The sequence below is a fragment of the Enterococcus sp. AZ079 genome, from assembly GCF_050547255.1.
Classification (GTDB): Bacteria; Bacillota; Bacilli; order Lactobacillales; family Enterococcaceae; genus Enterococcus_D; species Enterococcus_D casseliflavus.
This window is the reverse complement of the sequence record NZ_CP172955.1, coordinates 670,106-693,500: the sequence shown is the minus strand read 5'-3', so window position 1 is coordinate 693,500 and position 23,395 is coordinate 670,106. Positions and strand designations below refer to the sequence as shown.

Annotated in this window: 22 protein-coding genes; 7 read left to right on the top strand and 15 right to left on the bottom strand. The window is 45.3% G+C overall.

Features of this window, described 5'->3' with window-relative positions; all coding sequences use genetic code 11:
* Nucleotides 1-3: 3 nt before the first annotated feature.
* On the bottom strand, nucleotides 4-984 hold the full coding sequence (locus IGJ15_RS03310) for an ROK family protein (RefSeq protein ID WP_060792827.1): 981 nt from the start codon (nucleotides 982-984) through the stop codon (nucleotides 4-6).
* Nucleotides 985-1,143: 159 nt separating this feature from the next.
* Here IGJ15_RS03310 and IGJ15_RS03305 point away from each other — a divergent pair, with 159 nt between their 5' ends.
* From IGJ15_RS03305 to IGJ15_RS03295, 3 genes are read left to right on the top strand one after another with little or no spacing between them, the layout of a single operon-like run.
* On the top strand, nucleotides 1,144-1,536 hold the full coding sequence (locus tag IGJ15_RS03305; protein WP_016619764.1) for a VOC family protein: 393 nt from the start codon (nucleotides 1,144-1,146) through the stop codon (nucleotides 1,534-1,536).
* 13 nt (nucleotides 1,537-1,549) lie between these two features.
* A complete protein-coding gene (locus tag IGJ15_RS03300; RefSeq protein WP_231434768.1) occupies nucleotides 1,550-2,191 on the top strand; it encodes a sugar O-acetyltransferase in 642 nt (213 codons plus the stop codon).
* 19 nt (nucleotides 2,192-2,210) lie between these two features.
* Nucleotides 2,211-3,047, top strand: coding sequence for a histidinol-phosphatase HisJ family protein (locus tag IGJ15_RS03295; protein ID WP_231434769.1), 837 nt, complete (start codon nucleotides 2,211-2,213; stop codon nucleotides 3,045-3,047).
* Nucleotides 3,048-3,165: 118 nt separating this feature from the next.
* Here IGJ15_RS03295 and IGJ15_RS03290 read toward each other — a convergent pair whose 3' ends face one another.
* The 4 genes from IGJ15_RS03290 to IGJ15_RS03275 all read right to left on the bottom strand — a co-directional run bounded on the left by IGJ15_RS03290 (nucleotide 3,166) and on the right by IGJ15_RS03275 (nucleotide 8,134).
* Nucleotides 3,166-4,890: an ABC transporter permease/substrate binding protein gene (locus IGJ15_RS03290; RefSeq protein WP_005228611.1), complete on the bottom strand. Its 1,725-nt coding sequence runs from the start codon at nucleotides 4,888-4,890 to the stop codon at nucleotides 3,166-3,168.
* Complete coding sequence (locus IGJ15_RS03285; RefSeq protein ID WP_005228609.1) at nucleotides 4,883-6,097, bottom strand: quaternary amine ABC transporter ATP-binding protein; 1,215 nt, start codon at nucleotides 6,095-6,097, stop codon at nucleotides 4,883-4,885. Before IGJ15_RS03285 ends, IGJ15_RS03290 begins: the two co-directional genes overlap by 8 nt.
* Before the next feature lie 135 nt (nucleotides 6,098-6,232).
* Nucleotides 6,233-6,886: a GntR family transcriptional regulator gene (locus IGJ15_RS03280; protein WP_231434770.1), complete on the bottom strand. Its 654-nt coding sequence runs from the start codon at nucleotides 6,884-6,886 to the stop codon at nucleotides 6,233-6,235.
* 54 nt (nucleotides 6,887-6,940) lie between these two features.
* The gene (locus tag IGJ15_RS03275) at nucleotides 6,941-8,134 is read right to left on the bottom strand and encodes an NAD(P)-dependent oxidoreductase (RefSeq protein WP_231434771.1); all 1,194 of its coding nucleotides are present in this window, start codon (nucleotides 8,132-8,134) and stop codon (nucleotides 6,941-6,943) included.
* 94 nt (nucleotides 8,135-8,228) lie between these two features.
* On the opposite strand from IGJ15_RS03275, the gene IGJ15_RS03270 reads away from it, so the two are divergent.
* Complete coding sequence (locus IGJ15_RS03270; RefSeq protein ID WP_231434772.1) at nucleotides 8,229-8,852, top strand: DapH/DapD/GlmU-related protein; 624 nt, start codon at nucleotides 8,229-8,231, stop codon at nucleotides 8,850-8,852.
* A 194-nt stretch (nucleotides 8,853-9,046) separates the two neighbouring features.
* Complete coding sequence (locus tag IGJ15_RS03265; RefSeq protein WP_231434773.1) at nucleotides 9,047-10,585, top strand: AMP-binding protein; 1,539 nt, start codon at nucleotides 9,047-9,049, stop codon at nucleotides 10,583-10,585.
* 72 nt (nucleotides 10,586-10,657) lie between these two features.
* Here the strand turns inward: IGJ15_RS03265 and menC are convergent, their stop codons facing one another.
* The 6 genes from menC to menB are packed head-to-tail and all read right to left on the bottom strand — an operon-like array spanning nucleotide 10,658 to nucleotide 17,998.
* Nucleotides 10,658-11,785 (bottom strand): o-succinylbenzoate synthase, encoded by a 1,128-nt coding sequence (menC, locus tag IGJ15_RS03260; protein ID WP_231434774.1) that lies wholly within the window; start codon nucleotides 11,783-11,785, stop codon nucleotides 10,658-10,660.
* Nucleotides 11,786-11,800: 15 nt separating this feature from the next.
* A complete protein-coding gene (gene menH, locus IGJ15_RS03255; RefSeq protein WP_231434775.1) occupies nucleotides 11,801-12,640 on the bottom strand; it encodes a 2-succinyl-6-hydroxy-2,4-cyclohexadiene-1-carboxylate synthase in 840 nt (279 codons plus the stop codon).
* Nucleotides 12,637-14,349, bottom strand: coding sequence for a 2-succinyl-5-enolpyruvyl-6-hydroxy-3-cyclohexene-1-carboxylic-acid synthase (menD, locus tag IGJ15_RS03250; RefSeq protein ID WP_218213204.1), 1,713 nt, complete (start codon nucleotides 14,347-14,349; stop codon nucleotides 12,637-12,639). The genes menH and menD overlap by 4 nt, the downstream gene beginning before the upstream one ends.
* Nucleotides 14,342-15,706, bottom strand: a complete 1,365-nt coding sequence (locus tag IGJ15_RS03245) for an isochorismate synthase (RefSeq protein ID WP_231434776.1) — start codon at nucleotides 15,704-15,706, stop codon at nucleotides 14,342-14,344. Before IGJ15_RS03245 ends, menD begins: the two co-directional genes overlap by 8 nt.
* The gene (gene menE / locus IGJ15_RS03240) at nucleotides 15,684-17,183 is read right to left on the bottom strand and encodes an o-succinylbenzoate--CoA ligase (protein WP_231434777.1); all 1,500 of its coding nucleotides are present in this window, start codon (nucleotides 17,181-17,183) and stop codon (nucleotides 15,684-15,686) included. The genes IGJ15_RS03245 and menE overlap by 23 nt, the downstream gene beginning before the upstream one ends.
* Nucleotides 17,183-17,998: a 1,4-dihydroxy-2-naphthoyl-CoA synthase gene (gene menB / locus IGJ15_RS03235; RefSeq protein ID WP_005228595.1), complete on the bottom strand. Its 816-nt coding sequence runs from the start codon at nucleotides 17,996-17,998 to the stop codon at nucleotides 17,183-17,185. Before menB ends, menE begins: the two co-directional genes overlap by 1 nt.
* 188 nt (nucleotides 17,999-18,186) lie before the next feature.
* Between menB and IGJ15_RS03230 the strand changes: the two genes are divergently transcribed.
* Together IGJ15_RS03230 and IGJ15_RS03225 are read left to right on the top strand one after the other, a co-directional pair.
* Nucleotides 18,187-18,555 carry a PaaI family thioesterase gene (locus tag IGJ15_RS03230; RefSeq protein ID WP_005228593.1) on the top strand — a complete coding sequence of 123 codons (369 nt, stop codon included), beginning with the start codon at nucleotides 18,187-18,189 and terminating at the stop codon, nucleotides 18,553-18,555.
* A gap of 202 nt (nucleotides 18,556-18,757) precedes the next feature.
* The gene (locus IGJ15_RS03225) at nucleotides 18,758-19,957 is read left to right on the top strand and encodes an AI-2E family transporter (protein WP_231434778.1); all 1,200 of its coding nucleotides are present in this window, start codon (nucleotides 18,758-18,760) and stop codon (nucleotides 19,955-19,957) included.
* 43 nt (nucleotides 19,958-20,000) lie between these two features.
* On the opposite strand, the gene IGJ15_RS03220 is transcribed toward IGJ15_RS03225, so the two are convergent.
* The 4 genes from IGJ15_RS03220 to IGJ15_RS03205 form a co-directional block, all read right to left on the bottom strand.
* Complete coding sequence (locus tag IGJ15_RS03220; RefSeq protein ID WP_231434779.1) at nucleotides 20,001-20,945, bottom strand: ROK family protein; 945 nt, start codon at nucleotides 20,943-20,945, stop codon at nucleotides 20,001-20,003.
* Complete coding sequence (locus tag IGJ15_RS03215) at nucleotides 20,942-21,580, bottom strand: GyrI-like domain-containing protein (RefSeq protein WP_430599283.1); 639 nt, start codon at nucleotides 21,578-21,580, stop codon at nucleotides 20,942-20,944. Before IGJ15_RS03215 ends, IGJ15_RS03220 begins: the two co-directional genes overlap by 4 nt.
* 277 nt (nucleotides 21,581-21,857) lie before the next feature.
* Nucleotides 21,858-22,538 (bottom strand): amino acid ABC transporter permease, encoded by a 681-nt coding sequence (locus IGJ15_RS03210; RefSeq protein ID WP_060792812.1) that lies wholly within the window; start codon nucleotides 22,536-22,538, stop codon nucleotides 21,858-21,860.
* Nucleotides 22,538-23,389 (bottom strand): transporter substrate-binding domain-containing protein, encoded by an 852-nt coding sequence (locus IGJ15_RS03205; RefSeq protein ID WP_430599282.1) that lies wholly within the window; start codon nucleotides 23,387-23,389, stop codon nucleotides 22,538-22,540. The genes IGJ15_RS03210 and IGJ15_RS03205 overlap by 1 nt, the downstream gene beginning before the upstream one ends.
* Nucleotides 23,390-23,395: the final 6 nt, after the last annotated feature.

Genomic DNA, 23,395 nt, shown 5'->3' with positions numbered 1-23,395 from the left:
GAATCAAAGCCCTAAGCCCGCTGCTTCGATTCCCATCGTGATCAACCCAGCCAAATAATTTTCTGAAAACCGATCGGAAAAGTGTAATTTTGGCAAGACGCCATATTGAAACACTGCTGCCAGCTGCTTTTCCAAAAAGGAGCGCGACACGAGCGCCTGCCATTCAGAGGGCAAAAACAAAATGACTTGATGCGGGTCCGTCACTGCCACGATCGCTTGAAGAGTGGCAGTCACTTGTTCTGGGATCGCCTCTGTTGCCAAAGGGTAAGAAGCCGTGTAGAGATGCGGCAAATGCTTGATTTCGCCACTTAAATGGTTGGCTCCTTTAAAGAGCTGTTGGTCGATGACCAGTCCCGCACCTGGCGGATAATTTTTCGGAAAATAAATGCCAGCCACGATTTTTTTCTCTTCTTTGAAATGGAATACCGCTGCATTCACGTCATTCTCAATAAGCGTTTTTACCGCGATCTCCTTTTCAATCAATTCCCCTAGCGCCATGTCCTTAAATGCTGGAGCATCCATGATCTTCAGTCTTCCAGCAATTTCCACACCAGGAATTCCCACGACTGCCAAGCTGATTTTCGGGTATTCCTGTTTTATCTGACGAATCACTTGCAAGAACTGCGGCAATCGGCCCTCTGCTGACTGCTCATGATGCAAAATGTTCCCGATGAGATCGACGACTGAAAAACGAATCACGATCTGCTGGTCTTCTTCGATAAACTGAATGATCAACAACAGTGTCCGTTGCGCATTGTACTGGTAAGCCGCAGCTTGACGTCCTCCCGTTCGTTGCGGTTGATCCGTCGTCAAAAGCAACTGCTTTTCAATCAATTCAGGAAGCAGCTTGTTGATCGTTACCACGCTTAATTGAGAGGCATCTGCCAGTTGGCGCTTGGTCATAGGCGCTTGCTGCTGTTTTAGCAAATCCAGCAATACTGCCTGATTATGTAATTTAATGGTCGTTGGCTGATAAGCTTTCATTTTTCTCCCCCTCAACGCTCCTATTTTAACAGATAAAAAGCTGGGAATATACCTTTATTAATTTTGTTAACAAAGGTATAATAGAAGCAACTTATTAAACAAAGTTTACTAAGTTCAAAAAAAAACGATTTATGTTGCTTATTAAAGGAGTTGTCGATAATGAAAATTGAACACATCGCACTATATGTCAATGATTTGGAAAAAATGAGGACATTTTATGAAACCTACTTTCAGGCGGTCAGCAACCCAAAATACCATAATCCGAAAACAGGCTTTCAATCCTATTTTTTGACTTTTGATTCTGGAAGTCGGTTAGAATTAACGACCAAGAAATTTTTAAGCCCTCGTGTCAGCGAGAGCTTAGGCTACACTCACCTTGCGATTGCAGTTGGTGATCAAGCTGACGTCGATCGATATGCTCAACGGTTTGTTGAAGATGGCTACCCTCTTTTAAATGGTCCTCGTACAACAGGCGATGGCTATTATGAAGCAGTTGTCCAAGACCCCGAAGGCAATTTGATTGAATTAACCACCGACGATTTACCGTCTTAGAAAGGATTTTGCAATGAAAGAAGACTTTGATTATCAAGCGATGTTGGCTGGTCAATTGTATCAAGCTGCTGGCATTCTCCCTGAGAATGGCTCAGCAGAGGGAAAAAAACGTGCCCAGGAAATCAACCATTTACCAGTCGATGACCGAGAAGGAATCATCGCCAAAGAAAAAGCACTCTTTGGCAAATTTGGGCAGCATTGCTTTGTCCAACCACCCCTTTTTGTTGATTATGGTCGCCATGTTGAGATTGGTGATCACTTTTATGCCAATATGGATTGCATTTTTTTAGATGTCAATAAGATTCTGATTGGTGATCATGTGATGGTGGGACCACGGGTCAGCTTCTATACCGCCGGTCATCCGATCGATTCTGTGGTCCGCAGTCAAGATTTGGAATTTGGTCTCCCGATCACCGTCGAAGATTACGTTTGGATCGGGGGCAATAGTACGATTTTACCAGGTGTAACGATCGGCAAACATGCCATCGTCGCTGCTGGTTCCCTCGTCACAAAAGATGTGTCGCCGAATACGATCGTCGGCGGCAATCCAGCCCGTGTGATCCGTGAGATTCAGCCGGCTGACAAAGAACATTGGGAAACTGCCGCCCAGCTCTATCATCAAAAACGAGCAGACTGGCAGAAGCAGCAAAAATAACGAAACAAAAGGAGACGCCATGATTTTTACAGACTATCACGTCCATAGTGATTACAGCGATGATTCTTGGTATTTGATGGAAGATGTAGTCAAAGACGCCATTAAACTAGGCTTAGCAGAAATCTGCTTTACCGATCATGTGGATTATGGAGTCAAAGAAGACTGGCAAGCGACGGATACGTACCTCGTCGGGGCCAATAAAGTTGTAAAAAATGTCTACTACGACTTGTATTTTAACGAACTGTCACGCTTAAAGGAAACATACAGTGACCAAATCAAGCTAAAAACTGGGCTGGAATTTGGGATACAAATGCACACGATCCCACAATTTACCCGTCTTTATCATTCGCATCCCTTTGACTTCATTTTACTTTCCGTTCATCAGGTAGACGATCAAGAATTTTGGACTGGAGAATTTCAAAAAGGACGCAGCCAACAGGAATGCTACGAGCGCTATTATGATGAAATGTATCAGCTAGTCACGACATATAAAGAGTATTCCGTCTTAGCCCATATGGATTTGATTCGTCGTTATTTAGATAAAGAGAAGGACGCTTTTGAACAAACGAAAGAACAAATCGCAGAGATCTTGAAAGTCGTGATCAAAAATGGCAAAGGCATTGAACTGAATACCTCTTCCCACCGTTACGGAATCAACGGGTATACGCCATCGATCGAGATCCTCAAGCTTTATCGTGACTTGGGGGGAAGCGTGATAACCATCGGCAGCGACAGTCATAAACCAGAACACCTCGGGTTTCAAATCAAAGAGGGACAAGATCTTTTACGGTCATTAGGATTTACTAAGCTCTGTACGTTTGAACAGATGCAGCCGATTTTTCATCGTTTTGCTTAACCTGCACAAAAGCTCGATCTTTTGCAAAAATCATCCCCTCGTCTTTCGTTATGAACCTAAGTATTTTAAACAATAAAAAGAACGACCGCTTCAATCTGCGGTCGTTCTTTTTTAGAAATCAGTTCGTCCAAGCAGCAACTTCTTCTGGGTGATTGGCTACCCAATCTTTGGCTGCATCTTCGGCTGACGTTCCGTCATTGATTGCTAACATGACTTCTTCCATGTCTTCTTGTGTCCAGTTGAAACGATCAAGTACTTCGTAGACTTCTGGCATGTCATCTGCTAATCCTTGGCGTACAACAGTGTTGATGCTTTCTGCTTCACCCATTGTTCCTTCTGGATCATCCAGATATTTCAGATCATATTTCGCAAACATCCAATGTGGAGACCAGCCAGTAATAACGATCTCATCTTGGTTCTTGATGGCTTGGCCTAATGCCACTGTCATCGCTCCTGAAGAAGAGGTAGCGACATTCCAATCGGAAAGGTTGTCATACGTTGCAACCGTATTTTCCGCTGCATTTACGACACCAGCGCCTGGTTCGATACCAGTGATGGTTTTTCCAGCTTCGTCAGAAAGGTCTGCGATGGAATCTACATCCATATAACTTGGTACAACGATCCCCAGTTTTGCCCCCTCTAAGTTAGGACCTAAGTTTTCAACTTGGTCTTGGTACTGTTCATACTGGGATTGATGCGTAGATGGCAGCCAAGCAGCAACCATCCCGTCAACTTCCCCTTTTGCCACCGATTCCCACATGATGGCATTATCCAAAGGCGTCGTGTTGACTTCGTAGCCCATTTGCGACAAGACTTCTGCCACCACATGGGTAGATGCAACTTCCGTATCCCATTCGACATACGCCAAGTTCACCGTGCCTTTGCTGTCAGAAACATTTCCAAAGGCAAACGATGCTCCAATCAAAGCAACGACTGCCGCTGCAGCAATCCCGCCAAAAAGACGTTTTTGTTTGCGACTTGTCTTGCTGGCTGCTTTTTGATGTGCCGAACGATTCAAATTCTGGGTAAAGCGATCCATGATAATCGCCAAAATAACTAAGGATACCCCACTGACAAATCCGTTACCGACTTGTGCTCGTTGCAAGGCGGACAAGACGCCGCGCCCTAACCCAGGAGCACCGATCATTGACGCGATCACGACCATTGATAATGCCAGCATCGTGGTTTGGTTGACCCCAGCCAAAATAGTGCTTTTGGCTAGTGGCAATTCTAATTTGATCAGTTTTTGCCAGCCAGTCCCACCGAAGGAATCAGAGGCTTCCACCAATTCACGAGAAATTTGGCGAATCCCTAAGTTCGTCATCCGAACGGTTGGTGGTAGAGCAAAGATCACTGAGGCGAAGACCCCTGGAACCATCCCGATCCCAAAGAAAGCAACCGCAGGAATCAAATAAACGAAACCAGGCATCGTTTGCATAAAGTCTAAGATCGGCGTCACGATACTTTGCGCTTTTTCGCTTTTCGCCATTAAGATCCCTAGTGGAATCCCAATGATGATCGAAACCAAACTCGACAATAAGACCAACGTCACGGTGTTCATCAAGTCTGTCCATAACCCTTGGTTATAGATGAACAGCAACCCGACAAAAGTAAAGGCTGGCAAGCCGAATTTTTTGCGTGAAACGAAAAAGGCAGCAGCCGTCAATAAGACGATCATTAATAACGGTGGTACAAACAGTAATACATTTGTAATAGCGTCCATGATAAATTGTCCGAAAGACTGTAAGGCTGAAAACAATCCACTGAAAGTTCCTGTTAGCCAATCAGTAAAGTTTTCGACCCAATCAGCCACCGGAATCGTATGTTGTAAGAAATTATCCATTTGTCACTACCCCTTCCTCTGCTTGAGCGGCTGAATCAGTCTCAGCCAATGCTTCAATCACACTTCCGCGGATCACGACTCCGATCAAACGATCGTTTTCTACCACAGCTAAAGGTGTAGGCGAATCATAGATCAAATTGAAGATATCCGTTACCAGCATATCTTTATCGATCTTTTTAACATTTTTATCAATAACTTCCTTCAAGGTCAGATTGTTTTTCCGTGCCTCACGAGCAGACTCGGCTGTCAGGCTTCCTTTTAGGTGACGACGTTTGTCGACGGCTAACAGCATGCTGACTTCTTCTTTCCGCATCCGGTTCAATGCTACGCTTGGTCCATCGATCTCGATGTTCGTCGTCAATGCTGGGACCATGATGTTTTGCGCAGTCAAGACTTTGGAACGATCGACATCTTCCACGAAATCACGCACGTATTGGTTGGCAGGATTCGTCAAAATATCTTCTCCTGTACCGATCTGCATGATCTGACCATCTTTCATTAAAGCGATCCGGTCACCGATCCGCAAGGCCTCGTTCAAATCATGGGTGATAAAGATAATCGTTTTTTGAACATTGGCTTGCAATTCTAAAAGTTCATCTTGCATTTCACGGCGAATCAGCGGATCTAATGCTGAAAAGGCCTCATCCATCAAGAGGATCTCTGGATCATTGGCTAACGCACGGGCAAGTCCTACACGCTGTTGCATCCCTCCAGACAGCTGGTCAGGGTATTGGTCTTTAAAAGAAAGCAATCCTGAGTTTTCTAACGCTTTTTCCGCTTTCGCTGTTCGTTCTTCTTTCGAGACCCCACGGACTTCTAGTCCGTATTCTGTGTTCTCTAAAATTGTCCGATGAGGGAAAAGGCCAAAGCTTTGGAAAACCATGTTGATTTTGTGACGGCGAACTTCTCGTAGTTCCTCTTTACTCATTTTGGCAACATCCACGCCATCTATGTAAATATCTCCGCCAGACGGCTCGATCAATCGATTCAATAGTCGAATCAATGTTGACTTCCCGCTTCCAGAAAGGCCCATGATGACGAAAATCTCGCCTTCGTTGACTTCAAAGTTCACATCATAGACCCCAACGGTGGCACCCGTTTTTTCTAAAATCTCGTTTTTGCTGCGTTGTTCTTTGACCATGGCAAGAGCTTGCTGCTTTTTCTTACCGAAGATTTTGGTTAAGTGTTCCACTTTAACTTTACTCAAATGATTAATACTCCTTTTTCTGAAAAATTTCACGAAAGTGACCATACTATCTTAACAATATGTGGTCACTTTGTCAAAAAAAATTTCCCCATGCTTTTTCTTTTGCAAAAAAAGCATGGGAATCAGGAAAAAGAATTACGCTGAATGGTCCGTTGGATAGAAGAAATTGGTCATGCGCTGCAACGCCAATTCATTCCCGACAAAATAAATCGTATTGCCTGCACTGAATTTCGCATAAGGTCCTGGTGACAACAACAATTCTTCGGTTGTTTGGATCGCGATGACCGTCGCCCCTGTGGCCTGCCAAACATTCAATTCATTGATACTTTTTTCCAAATGCTGCGCCTGTTCCGTCAGCTGAAGCTCAAAGGGCACAAACGGACTCATGTGGTGTACCTTTTTGGTTTGCTGCACTAGCGTGTTCAACAAGTCAGAAAAATTATCCAGCTCTTGCTGCTGCCGCTCCACACTGTCTAAAATATCTTGTCTAATTTCTTGGATCGACTGCACATCTTGGTATTGTTCCACAAAGGCCTGTGCTTTTTCCTTTGAAGCAATATAGGCGCCGCTGCCATGACGGACGTCCATGATTTCTAAATCAACTAATACATTGATCGCTTTGCGGGCTGTTTCAGGAGAGACATTGAAATTGCTGGCTAACGTTGAGCGTGCATGGATCTTTTGCCCAACTTGGTAGCGATTTTCAACGATTCGTTCCGCGATCGCTACGGCAATCTGCTGATAACGAGGCAAAGCGACCTTCTTTTTATCTTGAAACTTATTCATCATGATGAACTTCCTTTACTTTTTTTTCATCATAACAAGAAACATTGTTGGTGGCAACTATTCACTGGTTCGCGGATTTTTGATCAAGCGCACACGAATGATTGCCCCTGCCTGCTGCATCTGTTTTTGCAGATCTTGAAGCAGCGTTTCATTTGTCTCATCAAGATCGATCAAGGTATAGGCGACTCCGGCTTTTCTTTCACTTGTCAAATTATCGATATCCACGCCTGCTTCAGAAATGATCCGCAATAATGGGGCAAAAGCACCAGGCTTGTCGTGATAAAACAGCGCTAAGCGATACGGTGCCAAAAAAGGCAACTCTGCATGGGGGAAATTGACCGATTCTTGAATCGTCCCAGCGCGTAAATAGGCATGCATGCGATCAAAAACTACGTGATCCCCCTTTTCCAAGGCATTGGTAGTACTGCCGCCGATATGCGGATAACACAACACTTTCGGTTGTCCGATCAAGCCCGCACTAGGAAAATCAGTGATGTATTGTTTGAGCTGATTTTTGGCTAATGCTTCTAAGACGGCTGCTTCTTCCACGATTTCCCCGCGACCAAAATTCATCAACACTGCATTTTTTTTCATCTGCTGAATCGTTTGTCGATTCAGCATGCCTTTGGTCTCTTGACTTAAAGGGAGCAAGACCACCACAAAATCTGATTCGGTCAACAGCATTTGCAGGTCACTGACTTGCTCGTAATCGTGTGCTGCTTTCTTCGTTCGGGCATAGCCCAAAACCTCCATCCCTAGCTGATGACAGGCTTTTGCCACCCGTTCACCGATCTCTCCTAACCCTAGAATACCGATGGTTTTTCCAGCTAATTCTTCGCCAATCACTTCTTTTCGCCGTTCTTCAGCTACCTTCAACACCTCTTCTGCTTCAATTTGACCGGACGCTAGTTCTTCTTGTAAATCGGCTACCGTCTGGATCGCTTTGAATAAGGGGCGAACGCTGAGAAATAAATTGGATAGCACCAACTCTTTGACTGCATTGGCATTGACACCAGGACTATTGAAAACTACTGTGCCATTTTGAGTACACCGTGCCAAATCGATCGTATTGGTGCCTGTTCCTGAGCGAGCGATCACAGCTAATTCTGGAGTGATCAATTCGTTAGGAACCGTTGAACTGCGCACAAACAGCGCCTCTGGGGCCGCTTGATTTTTTAACGAGTATCCTTTTTTGATTGCTCGCTTAGCTATCGTTTCGGTCATCTTATCTAACTGATAAATCGACTCCATAAAGCAGACCTCCTTTTGTCTTTAGTGCGTATTAGTCAAATAGTACAAAAAAGTGCGGTAAAATGATAGCAATACGCAAGAGAGGATGATTTCTATGCACCTATCGATCACAAATTTTCCAGATGAACAGCCGATCGTTGGTAAAGACTCGCAGCTTCAAGACACAACTTTAGGAGACTATGTCGAAATTGGCGAAGCCAATCACATTGATCATTCTTCCATCGGCAATTATACCTATACGGGGCAATATTGCTTCATTCAGAACAGTCAATTAGGACGTTTTATCAGTATCGCAGCGATGGTCCGCATCGGCCCCACCAATCATCCCTATGAACGCCCTAGTCAGCATCTTTTTGCCTATAATGGCGAAGGCTATGGATTTGCGCCAAAGGACGAGTCCTTCTTAGAAAAACGCAAAGCAAAAACGACCGTCATTGGCAATGATGTCTGGATCGGCCACGGTGCCGTGATCCAATCTGGTTTGACCGTCGGTGATGGTGCCGTGATCGCCTCAAACGCAGTCGTAACCAAAGATGTGCCGCCTTATGCGATCGTCGGCGGGGTTCCAGCAAAAGTGATCAAATACCGCTTTGATCCAGAAACGATCACTGCTTTGCAAGAAATCGCTTGGTGGAATTGGAATCGTGCAGAATTAGAAGCACGCTATTTAGACTTTCGCCTCCCAATCGAAGATTTTGTAGCAAAATACACCCGTTGATTATGCACTTTTTCCGCTTACTACGAGGAATGAATGATAACACATCACAGTCATTCATTCTTCGAAAGTCTTTACCCGGATGATTTTTTAGAAATAAATAAAAAACACAAAATATCTATTGTATCGAGGAATTCCTGTGCTAAAATGGAGAAATCAAATGAAGTTTTTCACGAACTTTTAAAGGAGTGTTCTATTTGTCCATTTTAGACTATCGTCCATTGAATCTATACACCAATTATCGCGAAGCTGCTGAGACGTTTCCTGACACCCCCATCATCCATGATGAAGTGTTGCCAGCATTTCCTGAGCTTGGCTATCGTAGTACCTACCGTTCGAGCCATGAAATGATTTTAAAGCGTGCTTATCAACTTGCCTCACTTGGCGTGCAAGCAGGAGATAAAATCATTCTGTATAAATCTTCAAAATTCGATACGTATTTGTTAGCAACGGCTGCTTCTTACCTTGGTGCCGTTCCTGCTATGATCTCCTATCATTTTCCTGCTGAAACCATCGAAGTGTTTGTGGATCGCTTAGAAGATCCTTACATCTTATTTGATGAAGAAACCGAAGGCCGCGTCGCACAAGTGAAAAATAGCAGTACTGACAAACAGATCGCTGTTCGCCATTTGCTACAACAAACAGAGGAACCAGTGGAACAAACTGAATTACCGGTGGATCAAATTTCCTATATGACCCATACTTCTGGAACGACGGGTATTCCAAAATTGATTTGTCATTCAGCAAACTCCATGGGCTGGCGGACAAAATGGCAAAAAACGATCTTCACCAAGATCGATCGCACCAAAGCTGACTCTGATTTAATTGCGTTCCATATTTCACCGGTGCACTCCCGCTTCAATATCGGTATCTCCTCCTTGATGGCGATGGGCTTCCCGATGATGCCATTAGCCAATGCCAACGGTGCTCATGTCGTAGGCATGTTAAAAGAATACCCACCGATCGCTTTGGAAACTCATCCAAACAATTTTGTCCAATGGAGCTTTGTGGCAAAAGAACAACCAGATGCTTTTGCTAATATTCGTTACTATCACTCAACCTTTGATGCTATCAACAATCAAACAATGGCGACTTTTTTAAATACTTCAGCAACAAAAGAAGCACTCTTTTTACAAGTCTATGGCCAAAGTGAGTGCGGGCCAATGATTCTAAAAGCACATACCTTAGAAAGCATCACTACCAACGATGCCCGTGATATGGGTGTCGGTCTGGAGGACTTAACGAGAGCGCGGATCACCGATGCCGAGGGCAACGAGCTGCCAGCCAATACCGATGGGCACATCCATTTCCTTTCAAAAGGACGCGCGTTGACCTATTATAAAGAAGATCAGCGTTTTGCTGACAATGTCTATGGCGCTTGGTGGGACAGTGGTGATTACGGCAAGATGGATGATCAGGGACATCTTTACTTAAAAGACCGTCAAGTGGACTTGATCAAAAATATTGAAAGCAATCTTGCCTTGGAAGACCTTTTGCTGGATCATTTAGACTTCCTTGCCGAAGTCGTGATCGTTCGCGACAAAGAAAACTCACCGCAACCAATCATTGCTTTAGCACCAAATCGTCAAATGGATTGGGATGCTTGGTGGAAAATGGTGGAAGATCTCCCTCACCTCAATCAGCCAATTTTACGCGACTACGAAGATATCCCACGAACAGCAACCATGAAAGTCCAACGACTACAAATTGAAAAAGAATTCAAAAACGCAGAATAAAGCAAAAGAAATGGCCAGCAGATTTCCCTGCTGGCCATTTCTTTTATTTTTACTGTTTTTTCTTTGATGATGTTATTCTTTCGCTGATCGTTTTCTTGAGTAGATGCATTCTTTAGGTTGCCCATACTGACTTAGCTTTGTTTCTGCTAACGTGATGCCAAAGCCCTTTCCATCAGGTACCAGCAGCTTGCCTTCATGCAAAGTTGCAGGCTGTGTAATGACATCATCATAAAAGTAACGATCAGAAGCGGAAAGATCCCCAGGAAAATGGAAAATATCTTGACTCGCAAATTGCAAATTCATGGCTCGCCCCACACCAGACTCAAACATGCCGCCTAACCAAACGAGTAGTCCATGGGTTTGACATCGATCAAGGATTCGCAAGGCTTCGGTGATCCCACCGACACGGGGGATTTTCAGGTTGATCGCACGGCAGCTGTCCAGGGCTGCGACGGTATCGACGTCTTCTGCCGTTCGAATATCTTCATCCAAACATAGAGGCGTCTTCATCTGACGCTGCAGCTGACTGTGCCCCACCAGATCTCGTACCTTAAGGGGTTGCTCGATCATCACCAAGCCAAAGTCATCAAGTGCCAAAATGCGTTCTGGCTCACTCTGATAGGCTCCGTTTGCATCTGCCATCAAAAGCAATTCTGGAAAGGCTTGTCGAATCGCTCGCAAGGGTACCAGATCTTGCCCAGGCTTGATTTTTAATTTGATTCGTTGATACCCTTGGGCGACATAATCGGCAACAAGAGCCACTAGTTTTTCGACAGAGTCTTGTATGCCAAGACTAACGCCAACAGCGACACTCGGTCGGGTTGCGGTATAAAGCTCTTTCACACTTTGATGCGTTTGCTTGCCATATAGATCCCAAATCGCTGTTTCCAAAGCCGATTTTGCCATGTAGTTTCCTTGGACCGTTTGAAACAGCTGACAAACTTCTTGCGGATGCTCGATCTCTTGGTCAATCAATAATGGGATCAGTGCTGTTTCAATCACTTGTCGAGCAGAAAAGAGGGTTTCTTCAATGTAATCTGGCTGCTCAAAAGCGACCAATTCACCGATGCCCATCGTTTTATCCTCTGTTGTCACCAAATAAAGATCAAAAGCTTTTTCTGTTAATTGTCCATAACTTGTCACAAAGGGTTGTTTGAGGGGCAAGCGACAGGCGATGCGTTCAATTTTTTCAATCTTCATTGCGTTCTCTCCTTGTCAATCAGCTGACTGTGGCCCCGATCCTTTTACAAACCATTGATCGATTTCATGACGAACCTGTGTCGGCTGTTCTAAATGGATACAATGTCCAGCATTAGCAACGACTTTGATGGTCATCTCTGGTTGCAGCTGCTTCATTTGGTGGGCGATTTTACGAAACTTTACATCTTTTTCCCCCGCTAAATAAAGAATTTCACAAGCTAGCTGCGGAAGTGCCGACCAACAGCTTGGCTGTTTGCCAGTACCACCGTAAATCAAGCTTACTGCCAAGCCAAATTTGTTTTGCTGCAAGCGTCCTTGCCGTACAGCAACCTGCTGCGCTAAAGGTAGCTCCTTTTGACTAGCAAACAACGGCAGTTCTTGCCAGTAATCGACAAAATCGACCAAAGGCTCCCTTAGTAAGCGCAACGCTAAGCGACGATCGTGCCGCTGACGAGCGAGTCGTTCCGCTGGATCAGCTAACCCAGGTGAACCACTCTCAAGCAAAAGATGGGTCACTGCCGTTGGTTTCATGACCGCCCAGACAAGTGCGATTCGCGCCCCCATCGAGTAGCCATACAGGCCATAACGTTCAATCCCTAACTTCGCTAAAAGGTGTGCGAGATCCTCCACCAGTAAAGGAAGTTCATAACGCATGGGATGGACATAAATCGATGAGCGTCCATGTCCAATCAAATCGATTGCCAATACATTGTAAGAACCTACCTCTGCAAAAACCGGTCGAAAGCTTTCCGAAGAACCCGTGAAGCCATGCAATGCCACAAGGGTTGGTAAGGATGGTCGATACGGCTGCAGCCACTGATAAAAATAACTGACGCCATTTATCGTGTCCTTCATTGCTGCGCTCCCGCCTCGCTAAACTGCTGTTGGAGTGCTTGCCAAGTATTGACCGGATCTTTTTGCTCACCCTTCACTTCGATTATTTGAAAGCGCGGCTGTTGACTTGTTTCCGCTAAAATCGTTTGAAACTCTAGCAAAGAGGTCGGTGTGTGCCAATCTGCCTCATATAAGGCCGCCACTTTTTGAAACTCAAGATCTAACGGAGTACCAAAGAGCGGGACAAAGTCGTTTGGTTCTAAGGTGTTTTGTGACAGAAAGGAAAAGATCCCACCACCGTTATTATTCAGTAAAATGATCGTTACTGGCAATTGATACTGGCGCAGTAGTTGTAGGCCGTTCATATCATGGTACAACGCTAAATCACCAATCAACAAGTAGGTAGGCTTTTGACTGGCGGAAGCAATCCCAGCCACGGTCGAGACAAGGCCGTCGATCCCATTGACGCCTCGGTTTCCATACACTCGATAAGTGGAGGTAGTTTTGCTGCCGTAGCGATCAAAAAAACGGATCGCATTGCTGTTTGCCAAAAGAATTTGCGCTTCTTCAGGCAAACATTGTTGGAGCATGCGCACAGCGCTGCTCTCATCCCATTGTTGCAACTGGGGACTTGCAGCAATCACCTGATCTGCCCGCGCTTGAAGTGCTTGCCATTGTTGTTGCCACGCCGTATGTTTGACGATCGGCAACTGGGTGATGGCCGCCACGAAGGCGCTGATCGCTGCTTCGATCAAATAGTTTGCCCGATGCAGCTGATCTTGCCACTGCCCTGATGGATCAACAAAGAGCCACGTCGTCGTATCCGCTGCTTTGTTCAACCATAATAGGACATTTTTAGTGACTGGTAAGCGACCAAAACGCACGACCACTTCTGGTTGGAAGGCAGAAGTCAATTGCGGGAAAACAAGATCGGCTTGACTGATAAATGTTCCTACTTTGGTACCGGCTGTCGCCAGATTGGTCAATGGATCACCGACGATCGGCCAGCCTAATTTCTCCGAAAAAGCCAGCAACTGCTGCGCTTCTTCGATCGTAAGGCTTTCTCCAGCAATCAGGATACCTTTCTTATCAAAGTAAGGGGCTAGCTGGGTGATCATCTCTGCTGACAGCTCTTGTTGTGGTGCCAGATAGCTCACGTCTTGCTGCATACTGCATTGGCGACTAAAGTCAGGCAACAGCGGCTCCCGTAATGGAAAGTTGATTTGGACAGGGCCTTTCGGCTGTTTTTGCGCTTCGATCGTGCAAGTTGCAGCTTGCCAAAAACTATAACGCAACAAAGCAGGATCGTTTTCTGGCACCGTCATCTCTACCATCTTTTTGACATGAGAGGCATACAAATTCTGTTGATCCATTGCCTGTGGCGCCCCAACGCCCCGCAGTTCTGGTGGGCGATCAGCCGTTAAGACGATCAGTGGCAAGTTGGTAGCTTCTGCTTCACAAACAGCTGGATAATAATTGGCTGCTGCAGTTCCAGAAGTACACAGTAAGATCGTTGGCTGGAGATCAACTTTGGACATCCCTAAAGCAAAAAAAGCAGCCGAACGTTCATCGACAGCCACCGTACAGGTGATCTCAGGATCACGATGCAATAGTAGCGCCAATGGCGTGGAGCGTGAACCGGGACTAATGACTGCTCGCTTCGCACCCGCTGCTTTTAGTCCTTGGATCGCCGCTAATAAATAGTCTGTCATGACTGTCTGATTATTCATCTCCTAAGATCCCTCTCCTCATCGGTTGAAATTTTAACCGTGTTTCTTGACGTTCGGATTCCGCATCTGAATCGGCAACGATCCCACAGCCCGCATACAGCGTTGCTTGATTGCCGCTAAAGAATCCTGAGCGGATCGCCACAGCAAACTCGCCAATATCTTCTTGAATACCCAACCAACCGATCGGTCCACCGTACATCCCTCTGCTGGCTGGTTCATGGGTACGAATCCATGAGACGGCTGCTTCTTTCGGTTCTCCCCCCAATGCTGGGGTCGGGTGTAGTTTTTGCACGGCGGTCAGAAAGTTGACCCCTGCCTTTCTTTGCCCTGCTAAAGGAACAAACAAATGCTGAATGTCACGATTTTTGATCACGGAACGGGCTTCTGATTGAAAGCCGTCAGCTAACAAAGTGGCCAATGCCGTTTCTAAGCGATCGACAACTACTTGATGTTCATGGGTATTTTTTGCGTCCGCTAAGAGGGCTTGTGCCAGTGCCTCATCTTCTTCTTTGGTTTTGCCTCTTGGTGCGGAACCTGCGATACTTACCGTTTCAAATTGATCGACAGTCGCTTTTAGCAAGCGTTCTGGCGTCGCACCAGCAAAAACATGGCCCCCATGTTCGATGGCAAAAAGATAGGTATTCGGCTGCTGTTGCGCCAACCGTTGCAACACCGCAGTACTAATGATCGACTGCTTCGTTTCTACCTTCATTCGTCTTGCCAGAACCACTTTTTTCAACGGTGTTTCAGTTGAGCGAATGGCTGCCACTGTCTCTTCGACCGCTTGCAGCCATTGGGGCACATCTAGTTCCTCTTGTGCCTGAAAAGCAGGCGTTTCTGCTACAAGACTCTTGTCCGGGTTGGCATGCAACCAGCTTGCGACTTTTTCCTGTAAGGCAGCGACTTTTTGTTGTCGTTGTTCCTCGGAAGAAGCGGCTACTGTATAAACGACGCCACACTGATCGCCAATTTTGCGAACCAGTATTTCTGGCAACGCAAAGAGACCAGCACCTAGCTCAGCCCAATCCTGACTGACTTCTGCCTGTTCATCAAAAGCAAAGCCGCCAACTAACTGCGCCTGAAAAGGTGCCTCTGGTTGATAGTGGGCTTGCTTTAAGAGAGAGCGGACTTCTGAAAAGTCTGCAAGTTTGGGTTGCGAAAAAGTGGCTAACCAACCCAACCCTACTATACTGGTCGTTTCATCAGGGGTACGCCAGAAGTAGCGTTCCCCTCGATATTCTTGTGCCGCTGCATAAAGAGCCAGTAAGTCACACCTTTCTATAGGTTGATACTCACTCAAATAGGTTTTCCCGGCAGCGATCGCTGCCTCATAATTACTTGTTGATTTGCTGTTCAATGTAGTTCACTCTTTCTTCACTCAGCAATAGCCTTTTTAAAACTTTACCGCTTGCTGTGCGCGGCATTTCTCGCACGTGATAAAAGCGGCGCGGAAATTTATAATGGGCGATCTGCCCTTCTAACGTATCCAATAAAGCTTGGAAGTGGATCGGTTGATTTAACGTTAAATAAGCCGCGACAGATTGTCCCCACTCCTCGTCTGGTTCCCCCACCACAGCTGCCTCTTTGACCGCTGGATGCTGCAACAAGGCTTGCTCCACTTCTGCGGGATAGATGTTTTCTCCACCAGATATGATCAGTTCGCTTGCACGACTGACTACATACAAAAAGCCCTCTTGATCAAGATACCCTAGATCTCCTGTGGCAAACCAGCCCTCTTGGTCCCACTGCTGTGGACTGCGATCGTTTAAGTAACGGGTCGTGATCGCCGGTCCTTGCAGTTGGATCTCTCCGATCGACTGGGTACTTTCAGCAGTCTGATGATCTGCCATTTTCGCATCAACCGCAATTCGTAAATGGACACCTTGCAGGGGAACCCCTGAGGAGCCGATTTTTTCTGAAGCTTTTTCTGGCGGCAATGCCACCACTTGTGAACAGGTTTCTGTCATCCCATAGGATTGGATCACAGAAAGCTGTTTTTGCTGGCATTTTTCCAATACACTTTTAGCAATCGGACCGCCGCCTAACAGTACATAACGCAACGAATCAAAGCCTTGTTTGGGCACCAAGGGCAGCAAATCTGTCAACATTTTTGCCACCAAAGAAACGATCGTCCCTTTCCCTGCTTCAAGGTCTTTTGCCATTTCTCCAGCATCAAAGCGCTCATATAAACGAACACTCATCCCAAGTCGCAAGGACCGTAAGAGAATTGATAACCCACTGATATGATACAGCGGAACTGCACAAAGCCAACAATCCTCGCTAGTGATGGCTAAGTTTTTTTGCGTCGCTTCGGCACTTGCTAGATGATTCCCAAAGGTTTGAGGCACACCCTTGGGATTGCCAGTCGTACCAGATGTATACATAATTGAAGCCACTTGCTCTGCTTGATAGATTGCTTCATTAGGAACAAACGAAGGAACAACAGAACCGATAAAAGCCTCCGCCTGTTTGATCGCTTGTCCAAAGGTCAAGTTGCGAACACCCGAAACCGCAGCCTGATCCGCCGTGATCACCCAGTCGCAGTGGGCATCTTGCAATTGGAAGGAGATTTCAGCGGCTGTCAATCGCGTATTCAGCAGCTGGACTTCGATCCCCAACTCCCATAACGCAAGGATCGTAAAGACCATTTCAGGGGAGTTATTGCTAAAAAGAGCTACCCGGTTTGGCTGATCAACGAATTGGGCTTGATAATAAGCAGCGTAAGCATAAACCTCTTTTTGCAAGGCAGCAAACGACCAGCTTTTTTCATGCCAATAAAAAGCTGGTCGTTCTGGATGAAGTTGTGCTTGCCTTTGCAGCCAACTCCCAGTCATTATGGGAATTTAGGGAATTGGTCGAAGTCTGGTTGACGTTTTTCTTTAAACGCGTCACGACCTTCTTTGGCTTCATCCATCGTGTAATACAATAAGGTCGCATCGCCGGCCAATTGCTGAATGCCAGCTAATCCGTCCGTATCGGCGTTCATTGATGCTTTGATCATGCGTAACGCCAACGGGCTCTTTTGCAGCATCGTTTCGGCCCATTCCATCGTTTCATCTTCTACTCGATCAAGAGGAACGACTGTATTGATCCAGTTCATCGCCAATGCTTCTTCGGCAGTATATTGTTTTGTCATGAACCAAACTTCCTTGGCTTTTTTATGTCCGATTGTCCGTGCAAGATAGCCCGAACCATAGCCACCATCAAAACTACCGACATTTGGTCCTGTTTGACCAAATTTAGCGTTATCAGCGGCGATCGTTAAATCACAAACCAATTGTAAAACATTTCCGCCGCCGATCGACCAGCCTTTGACCATGGCGATCACCGGTTTTGGTAACGTGCGAATCAAGCGTTGCAGATCCAATACGTTTAAGCGAGGAACCTGATCTTCCCCAACATAGCCACCGTGACCACGGACTTTTTGGTCTCCGCCTGAACAAAAGGCTTTATCGCCAGCGCCTGTCAAAATAATCACGCCGATGCCTGGTTCATCGCGACTGATCGAAAATGCATCAATCATTTCAAACACCGTTTTTGGTGTAAACGCATTGTGGACTTCTGGGCGGTTGATCGTGATCTTCGCCACTTTTCCATGTTGTTCAAACAAAATTTCATCGTACTCTTTTAAGGTTTTCCATTCTCTCATTACTTGTTCCTCCTCAATTCACATAGCTCTATTATACACATATCTAGTCGCTTTTCGTTAGAAATTGCTTTGGTTAAGGGAATTTCTTAAGACTTCTCCCCCTGTTGCCGACTTTCTGAGATCTTCGGCTATTTCTACCAAAACTCGTGCTATAATCATGGTAACTTTCTTAGAAAAAGGAGTAAAAAATGAATTTACTGGAAGCCTTAGAAATCGAAGTAGAAGCAGCAACAGCCGATTTTGTTCGTTTACGGATGCCGATCAAAGCGCAGCACAAACAGCCTTTTGGTCTCGTTCACGGTGGTATTAACGGTGTTTTGATCGAGACCGCCTGCAGCATCGGTGCCAATCAAGCCTTGGCTCAAGAAGAGGCCTTTGCCGCCGGCGTTGACCTGCAAGTCAACCATCTAGCCGCCGCCCAAGAAGGAACTCTGATCGTAGAAGCTAGTCCTGATCGCATCGGCGCTCGTATCCAAACTTGGCAAGCCACTATTTGGTTAGCTAGCGGGTTAAAAACTGCCGTTGGGCGTTGCACCTTAACGACTGTACGCAAATAATCCTTTACGCTCCTGCATTGTGCTCACGGGAGCGTTTTTTGGTCTGTTTTGAAGAAAGAGGTCACCAGTCAACGCCTTATTAAAGATATTCTTTCATTATAAAGCTATTGAGAATGTGAGCGTGGTTTTTTCGAAAGGTACGTTGTTTTTTTACAGAATGGGGGTCTTTCGTTATAATGTAGCTAAGAAAGCGAGGCTTATTATGAAAAATAACCGATTGATCCACTTTTTAGGCAGCAAAACAAGCTATTATGTCTTAGGACTGATTATCTTGTCGGCAGTTGCTGTCTTTTTGCTAAATCAGATTTCTTTTTTATTTACACCCTTTTCAGCCATACTTACAGCTATTATCCCACCCTTTTTATTTGGGCTGATCCTTTACTATCTGTTTAACCCGGTGGTCGATAAATTGGAATCGAAAAAAATTCCCCGCAGTGTTTCGATTGCTGGGATCTATCTGTTGATTCTTTTGTTGATCGTCTTTGCTGGTTTCCAGCTTTATCCGATTTTGGAGCAGCAAACCACCGATCTGATCAATAGCTTACCAAGTTTGGTCAGTGACTTTGAGAAAAACGCGACCGCCTTTTTAGAAAATACCCCATTTCAAGATGAGATGGTACAAATTACAGACACACTACAAAATATCACCAGTAATATCATGAGTTTTATTGGAGACTATTGGCAAACTGGTGCCGCTGGGCTCAGCAGTTTGTTTTCAACCATTTCGACCTTGTTCATTGCTTTGTTTACTGGACCGATCATTGCCTTTTTTTTATTGCGCAACCCCAACAAGTTTTATTTTTCGGTCCTCTCATTAGTACCACCTCGTTTTCGCAAAGACTTTAATGAAATCGTCAAGATCTCTGACTTACAAGTCGGTGCCTTTTTGAAAGGACAAATCATTTCATCCTTGATTTTAGGGGCGATCTATTGGGTCGTTTTCCTATTGATTGGCTTAGAGTATGCCAGTATTCTGGCGATCGCCGCTGGTCTGCTTTGTATCATCCCCTATATTGGACCTTTTATCGTCTTTTTCCCGGGGCTTTTCATTGCCGCACAAGATTCCACCGGGATGTTGGTTAAGTTTTTGATTGCTTGGTTTGCTGTACAGCTGCTTCATGGCGATTTAGTCGTGCCCCGTGTGATGGGTGACCGATTGAAAATCCATCCTATTACGATTCTGGTTGTTTTATTAGTAATGGGTGATTTGATGGGGATCGTTGGGGTGATTTTCGGAATCCCGATTTATTGTCTGCTAAAAGTTCTTGTCGTTTACGTGTTCCGCAAATTCAAGCAGCGCTACAACCGCTATTACGGTCAAGAGGGCAAATACTTCCACAGTGCCTTCACTAGCAAAGATTACCTAGGTGACGAAGACAAAGACACCAAGAAAAAAGCCTAAAAAACTGCCGCGAATCGTTGGTTCGCGGCAGTTTTTGTCTATTTTATTTCATCTCATGTTCCAAAAAGAAATGATAGAGCGCCCCTAATAAATTGGCGTCATTTTGAAATTTGCAGGCTTGGATTTCCGGCTTCGTCAAGGTCTGCTGCAAAATCGGTAAACTAGCCAGCAGTTGTTGATACTGACGGTCGATTTCTTCCACCACGATCGCTTGGGCACTGATGCCACCGCCAATCACGAAGCGCTCTAAGTCGATCACGGCTTGAACATTGAGTATGACACACGCGATTTCTCGGCAATACGCTGTAAACAGCGCCCAGACCTGGGGCTCTTTTTGATTGATAGCGTCAAAAACTGCTTCACCATCCGCAAGATCAGCTAAGCCTAGCAGTTGGGCGCTGCGGCGAATCATGGCGACCGCTGAACCGCTAAAACCTGCCAATTGCTGCAGGGTCAATCCCTGATTATTTGGTTGCTCAGCGTTTTCTTGAGCATCGCTTCTCTTAGTGGCATTTAGTAGAAAACTTAATTCCCCTGCTTGAAAATGTGCACCTTGGATCAGTCTTCCTTCAACGATCACACCACCACCCAAACCAGTACCTAATGTTATGGCAGCCCCATTTTGAATCCCTTTAAGGTTTCCTAGCCACCATTCAGCTAATGCGGCTGCCTTGCCATCGTTGGTCACAGCCAGCGGCACTTGGTACTTTGCCAGCAGTTGTTTTAAGGAGACTCCATCTAAAAAAGGCAATGCCCCGCCAAACGAGATCGTCCCTGTCTCTGGGTTGACTTTTCCTGGGGTACTAACAGCAATGCCCCGAATGCTTCCATGAACGTCCTCAACGATCGTTTCAATCCCTGTCAGAAATTCCGTAAGATTTTTCGGCGTATCCATCCGTCCTCGCGTCAGAATATTCCCCGAGCGATCAATGACAGCCGATTTGATTTTCGTGCCGCCGATGTCGATGCTTAAATAGTTTTTATTCACTGAATCCCACCCTCTGCTTCTACTGCCCATCGCAGGACGGTTTTGGCTTTATCTGGTGAGACTTTTCGCGGATCAGACAAATAGATTTCTCGATGCTGGAACGTGTCCATCGTTGGACGGATCACTAACTGTTCTTGTTTTAACAGCTCCTTCATTTTCGCAAATGTTTCCGCTTCAGTGTCAAAAGAACCTGTATGCATCGCTTGCAGACACAATCCTTCTTCATAGCGCTCAAAGATAAGCTTTTCTAGATTTGGATTGTCTTTCTTCTCTTTGACTGCCAAGAGCTGTTCTTGAAACAGTGTTTCCGTGACTGGTTCTGGTTGGCGAATCATGATTTTGTAGATCAATTCTTCTTTGTTGACGGCACCGTCTGGCTTTGTCAGAGAGGTCCATACGCCTTCTAAAGGAAAGACCGTGTATTCAAAGGGTTCATTGCCAAAAGCCCCTTTTTTCAATCCCATCCTGAGTGAATAAGAAATCGTATATAAAGAGGCGATCTCTTCGCTGAATTCAGGACGATTCGGATTGCCGCTGCCGCTCAAACTGATAAATTGATACGTTGGCACCTCGATCACTGTTGGTTTTTTGGGAAGATAGAGCTCTTTTTCTAGTTTGCGCCATTCATACTTCATAAGGACCCTCCTCGATTTGCTTTTCTTTATTTTACCATGAATCACTTGAACCAAACGAATGAAATATAGGCTGTTTAAGTGAAGGAAAATAATTTGGGCAGCACCATTTTCATACTAACAACTAGTTTGACATTACAGAAATTCCTCTATCTTCCTTGCCTTCGCTCATTGTTTTACTATGAAAATCTCCTTTCTTCTATCTTCTCAAAAACAAAAACTGCAGAAATCAATTCAAGAAGAAAGTGATTTCTGCAGTGATCGAGCCTCGGCTCTTTTTTTATTGTCTTACAGCCTCATTAGCGGCAAAGCGTTTTGAAAAATGTTGTTCTAATCGCTTTTGCCCGGCTTCAATCAAAATGCACAACAGCCAATAGATGATGGCAACTAGCACATACATGGACATGTAATCAAAGGTTCGTCCGCCAACGATCTTAGCTTTTTGAAAAATATCAGGAATCGTGATCATTGCTGCCAAGGAGGTTCCTTTCAGCAAATCCATTGCCACATTACTCAATGCCGGTACAGAAATACGAAAGGCTTGTGGCAAAATAATCAGACGCATCGTTTTCGTAAAGGATAACCCTAACGCATAGGCAGCATCAAATTGCCCACGATCCACACCAGCAATTGATCCTCGGTAGATTTCCCCGATAAATGCGCTGCTGGTCAATGTAAAACAGATGATCGCAGCACTGAGCGCCGACAATTGATAAGGCAAGCCAAAATACAGTAGGAACAACAAGACCAACGCTGGGACGCCTCTTAGAAATGAGAGGTAGCCCCGCACGAACCCTCTAATGAATGGATTTTCCAACATCCCTAAGAAGGTGAGTGTGATCCCTAATACGTTGCCTCCTAGAAACGAAACGACAGCAATGCCGACCGTATAGGACAAGCCCGACAGCAAATAGGGCAATGACTCCCACATCAACGGCAAATCAAGGGTTGGAATATACATTAGTCTGTTTCAACCGTTTGGATCGCTTGATCAGATTTTACTGAAATATCGGTTTGAAAATACGTTTCCGCAAGTTCTTTTAAACGGCCGTCTTCTTTCATTTCTGCTAAAACAGCATCCACTTTTTCCTGTAATGCTTGATGATCTTTCACGAATAAGAAGCCCGTTTCATTCGGATTAAAGTAGACATCTTCCAAAATTTTTACAGGGATATCTGGCAAAGCAGCGACTGCCATTTTTTGCAAATAGTAATTATTCAAGATCACATCCGTTCGACCATTCGCAACATCTGTCAAATACTGATCATTCGTTGCGTTGTCGTAAGTCACTAATTCTGCCCCATAGGATTCCGCTAAGCGCATGTAGCTGGTATTCGGTTCACCAGCAGCTTTTTTGCCATCCAAATCTTCTAAAGAAGCAATCCCAGAGTCATCACTTTTTCGCACGATCATACTATCGAACGAGTATTTGATAGGCGTTGAGAGACTGAATTTTTCCGCCCGTTCATCCGTCAAACCAAAATCGTTGGCAGCAAAATCAGTTTCTCCACGTGTTAAAGAAGAAACTTGTCCATCGACATTGTACTCTTTAAATGTGATCTCTACGCCTAATCGCTTGGCGACTTCTTTTGCCACATCGACATCATAGCCCACTAATTCATTTTCATCGTTATAGTAAGACGATGGATACAAGGTTCCCGAAGTAGCAACAACCAATGTTTTGGCTTCTTCCACCTTGCTTAGACTGGTGTCTTCTTCCGTTGGTTTGCTGCAGGCACTTAACAAGACTCCCGCAAATAAACCTAAAAAGCCAACCATTGCAACGATTTTCCCTTTTCTAACTTGTTTCATAATATC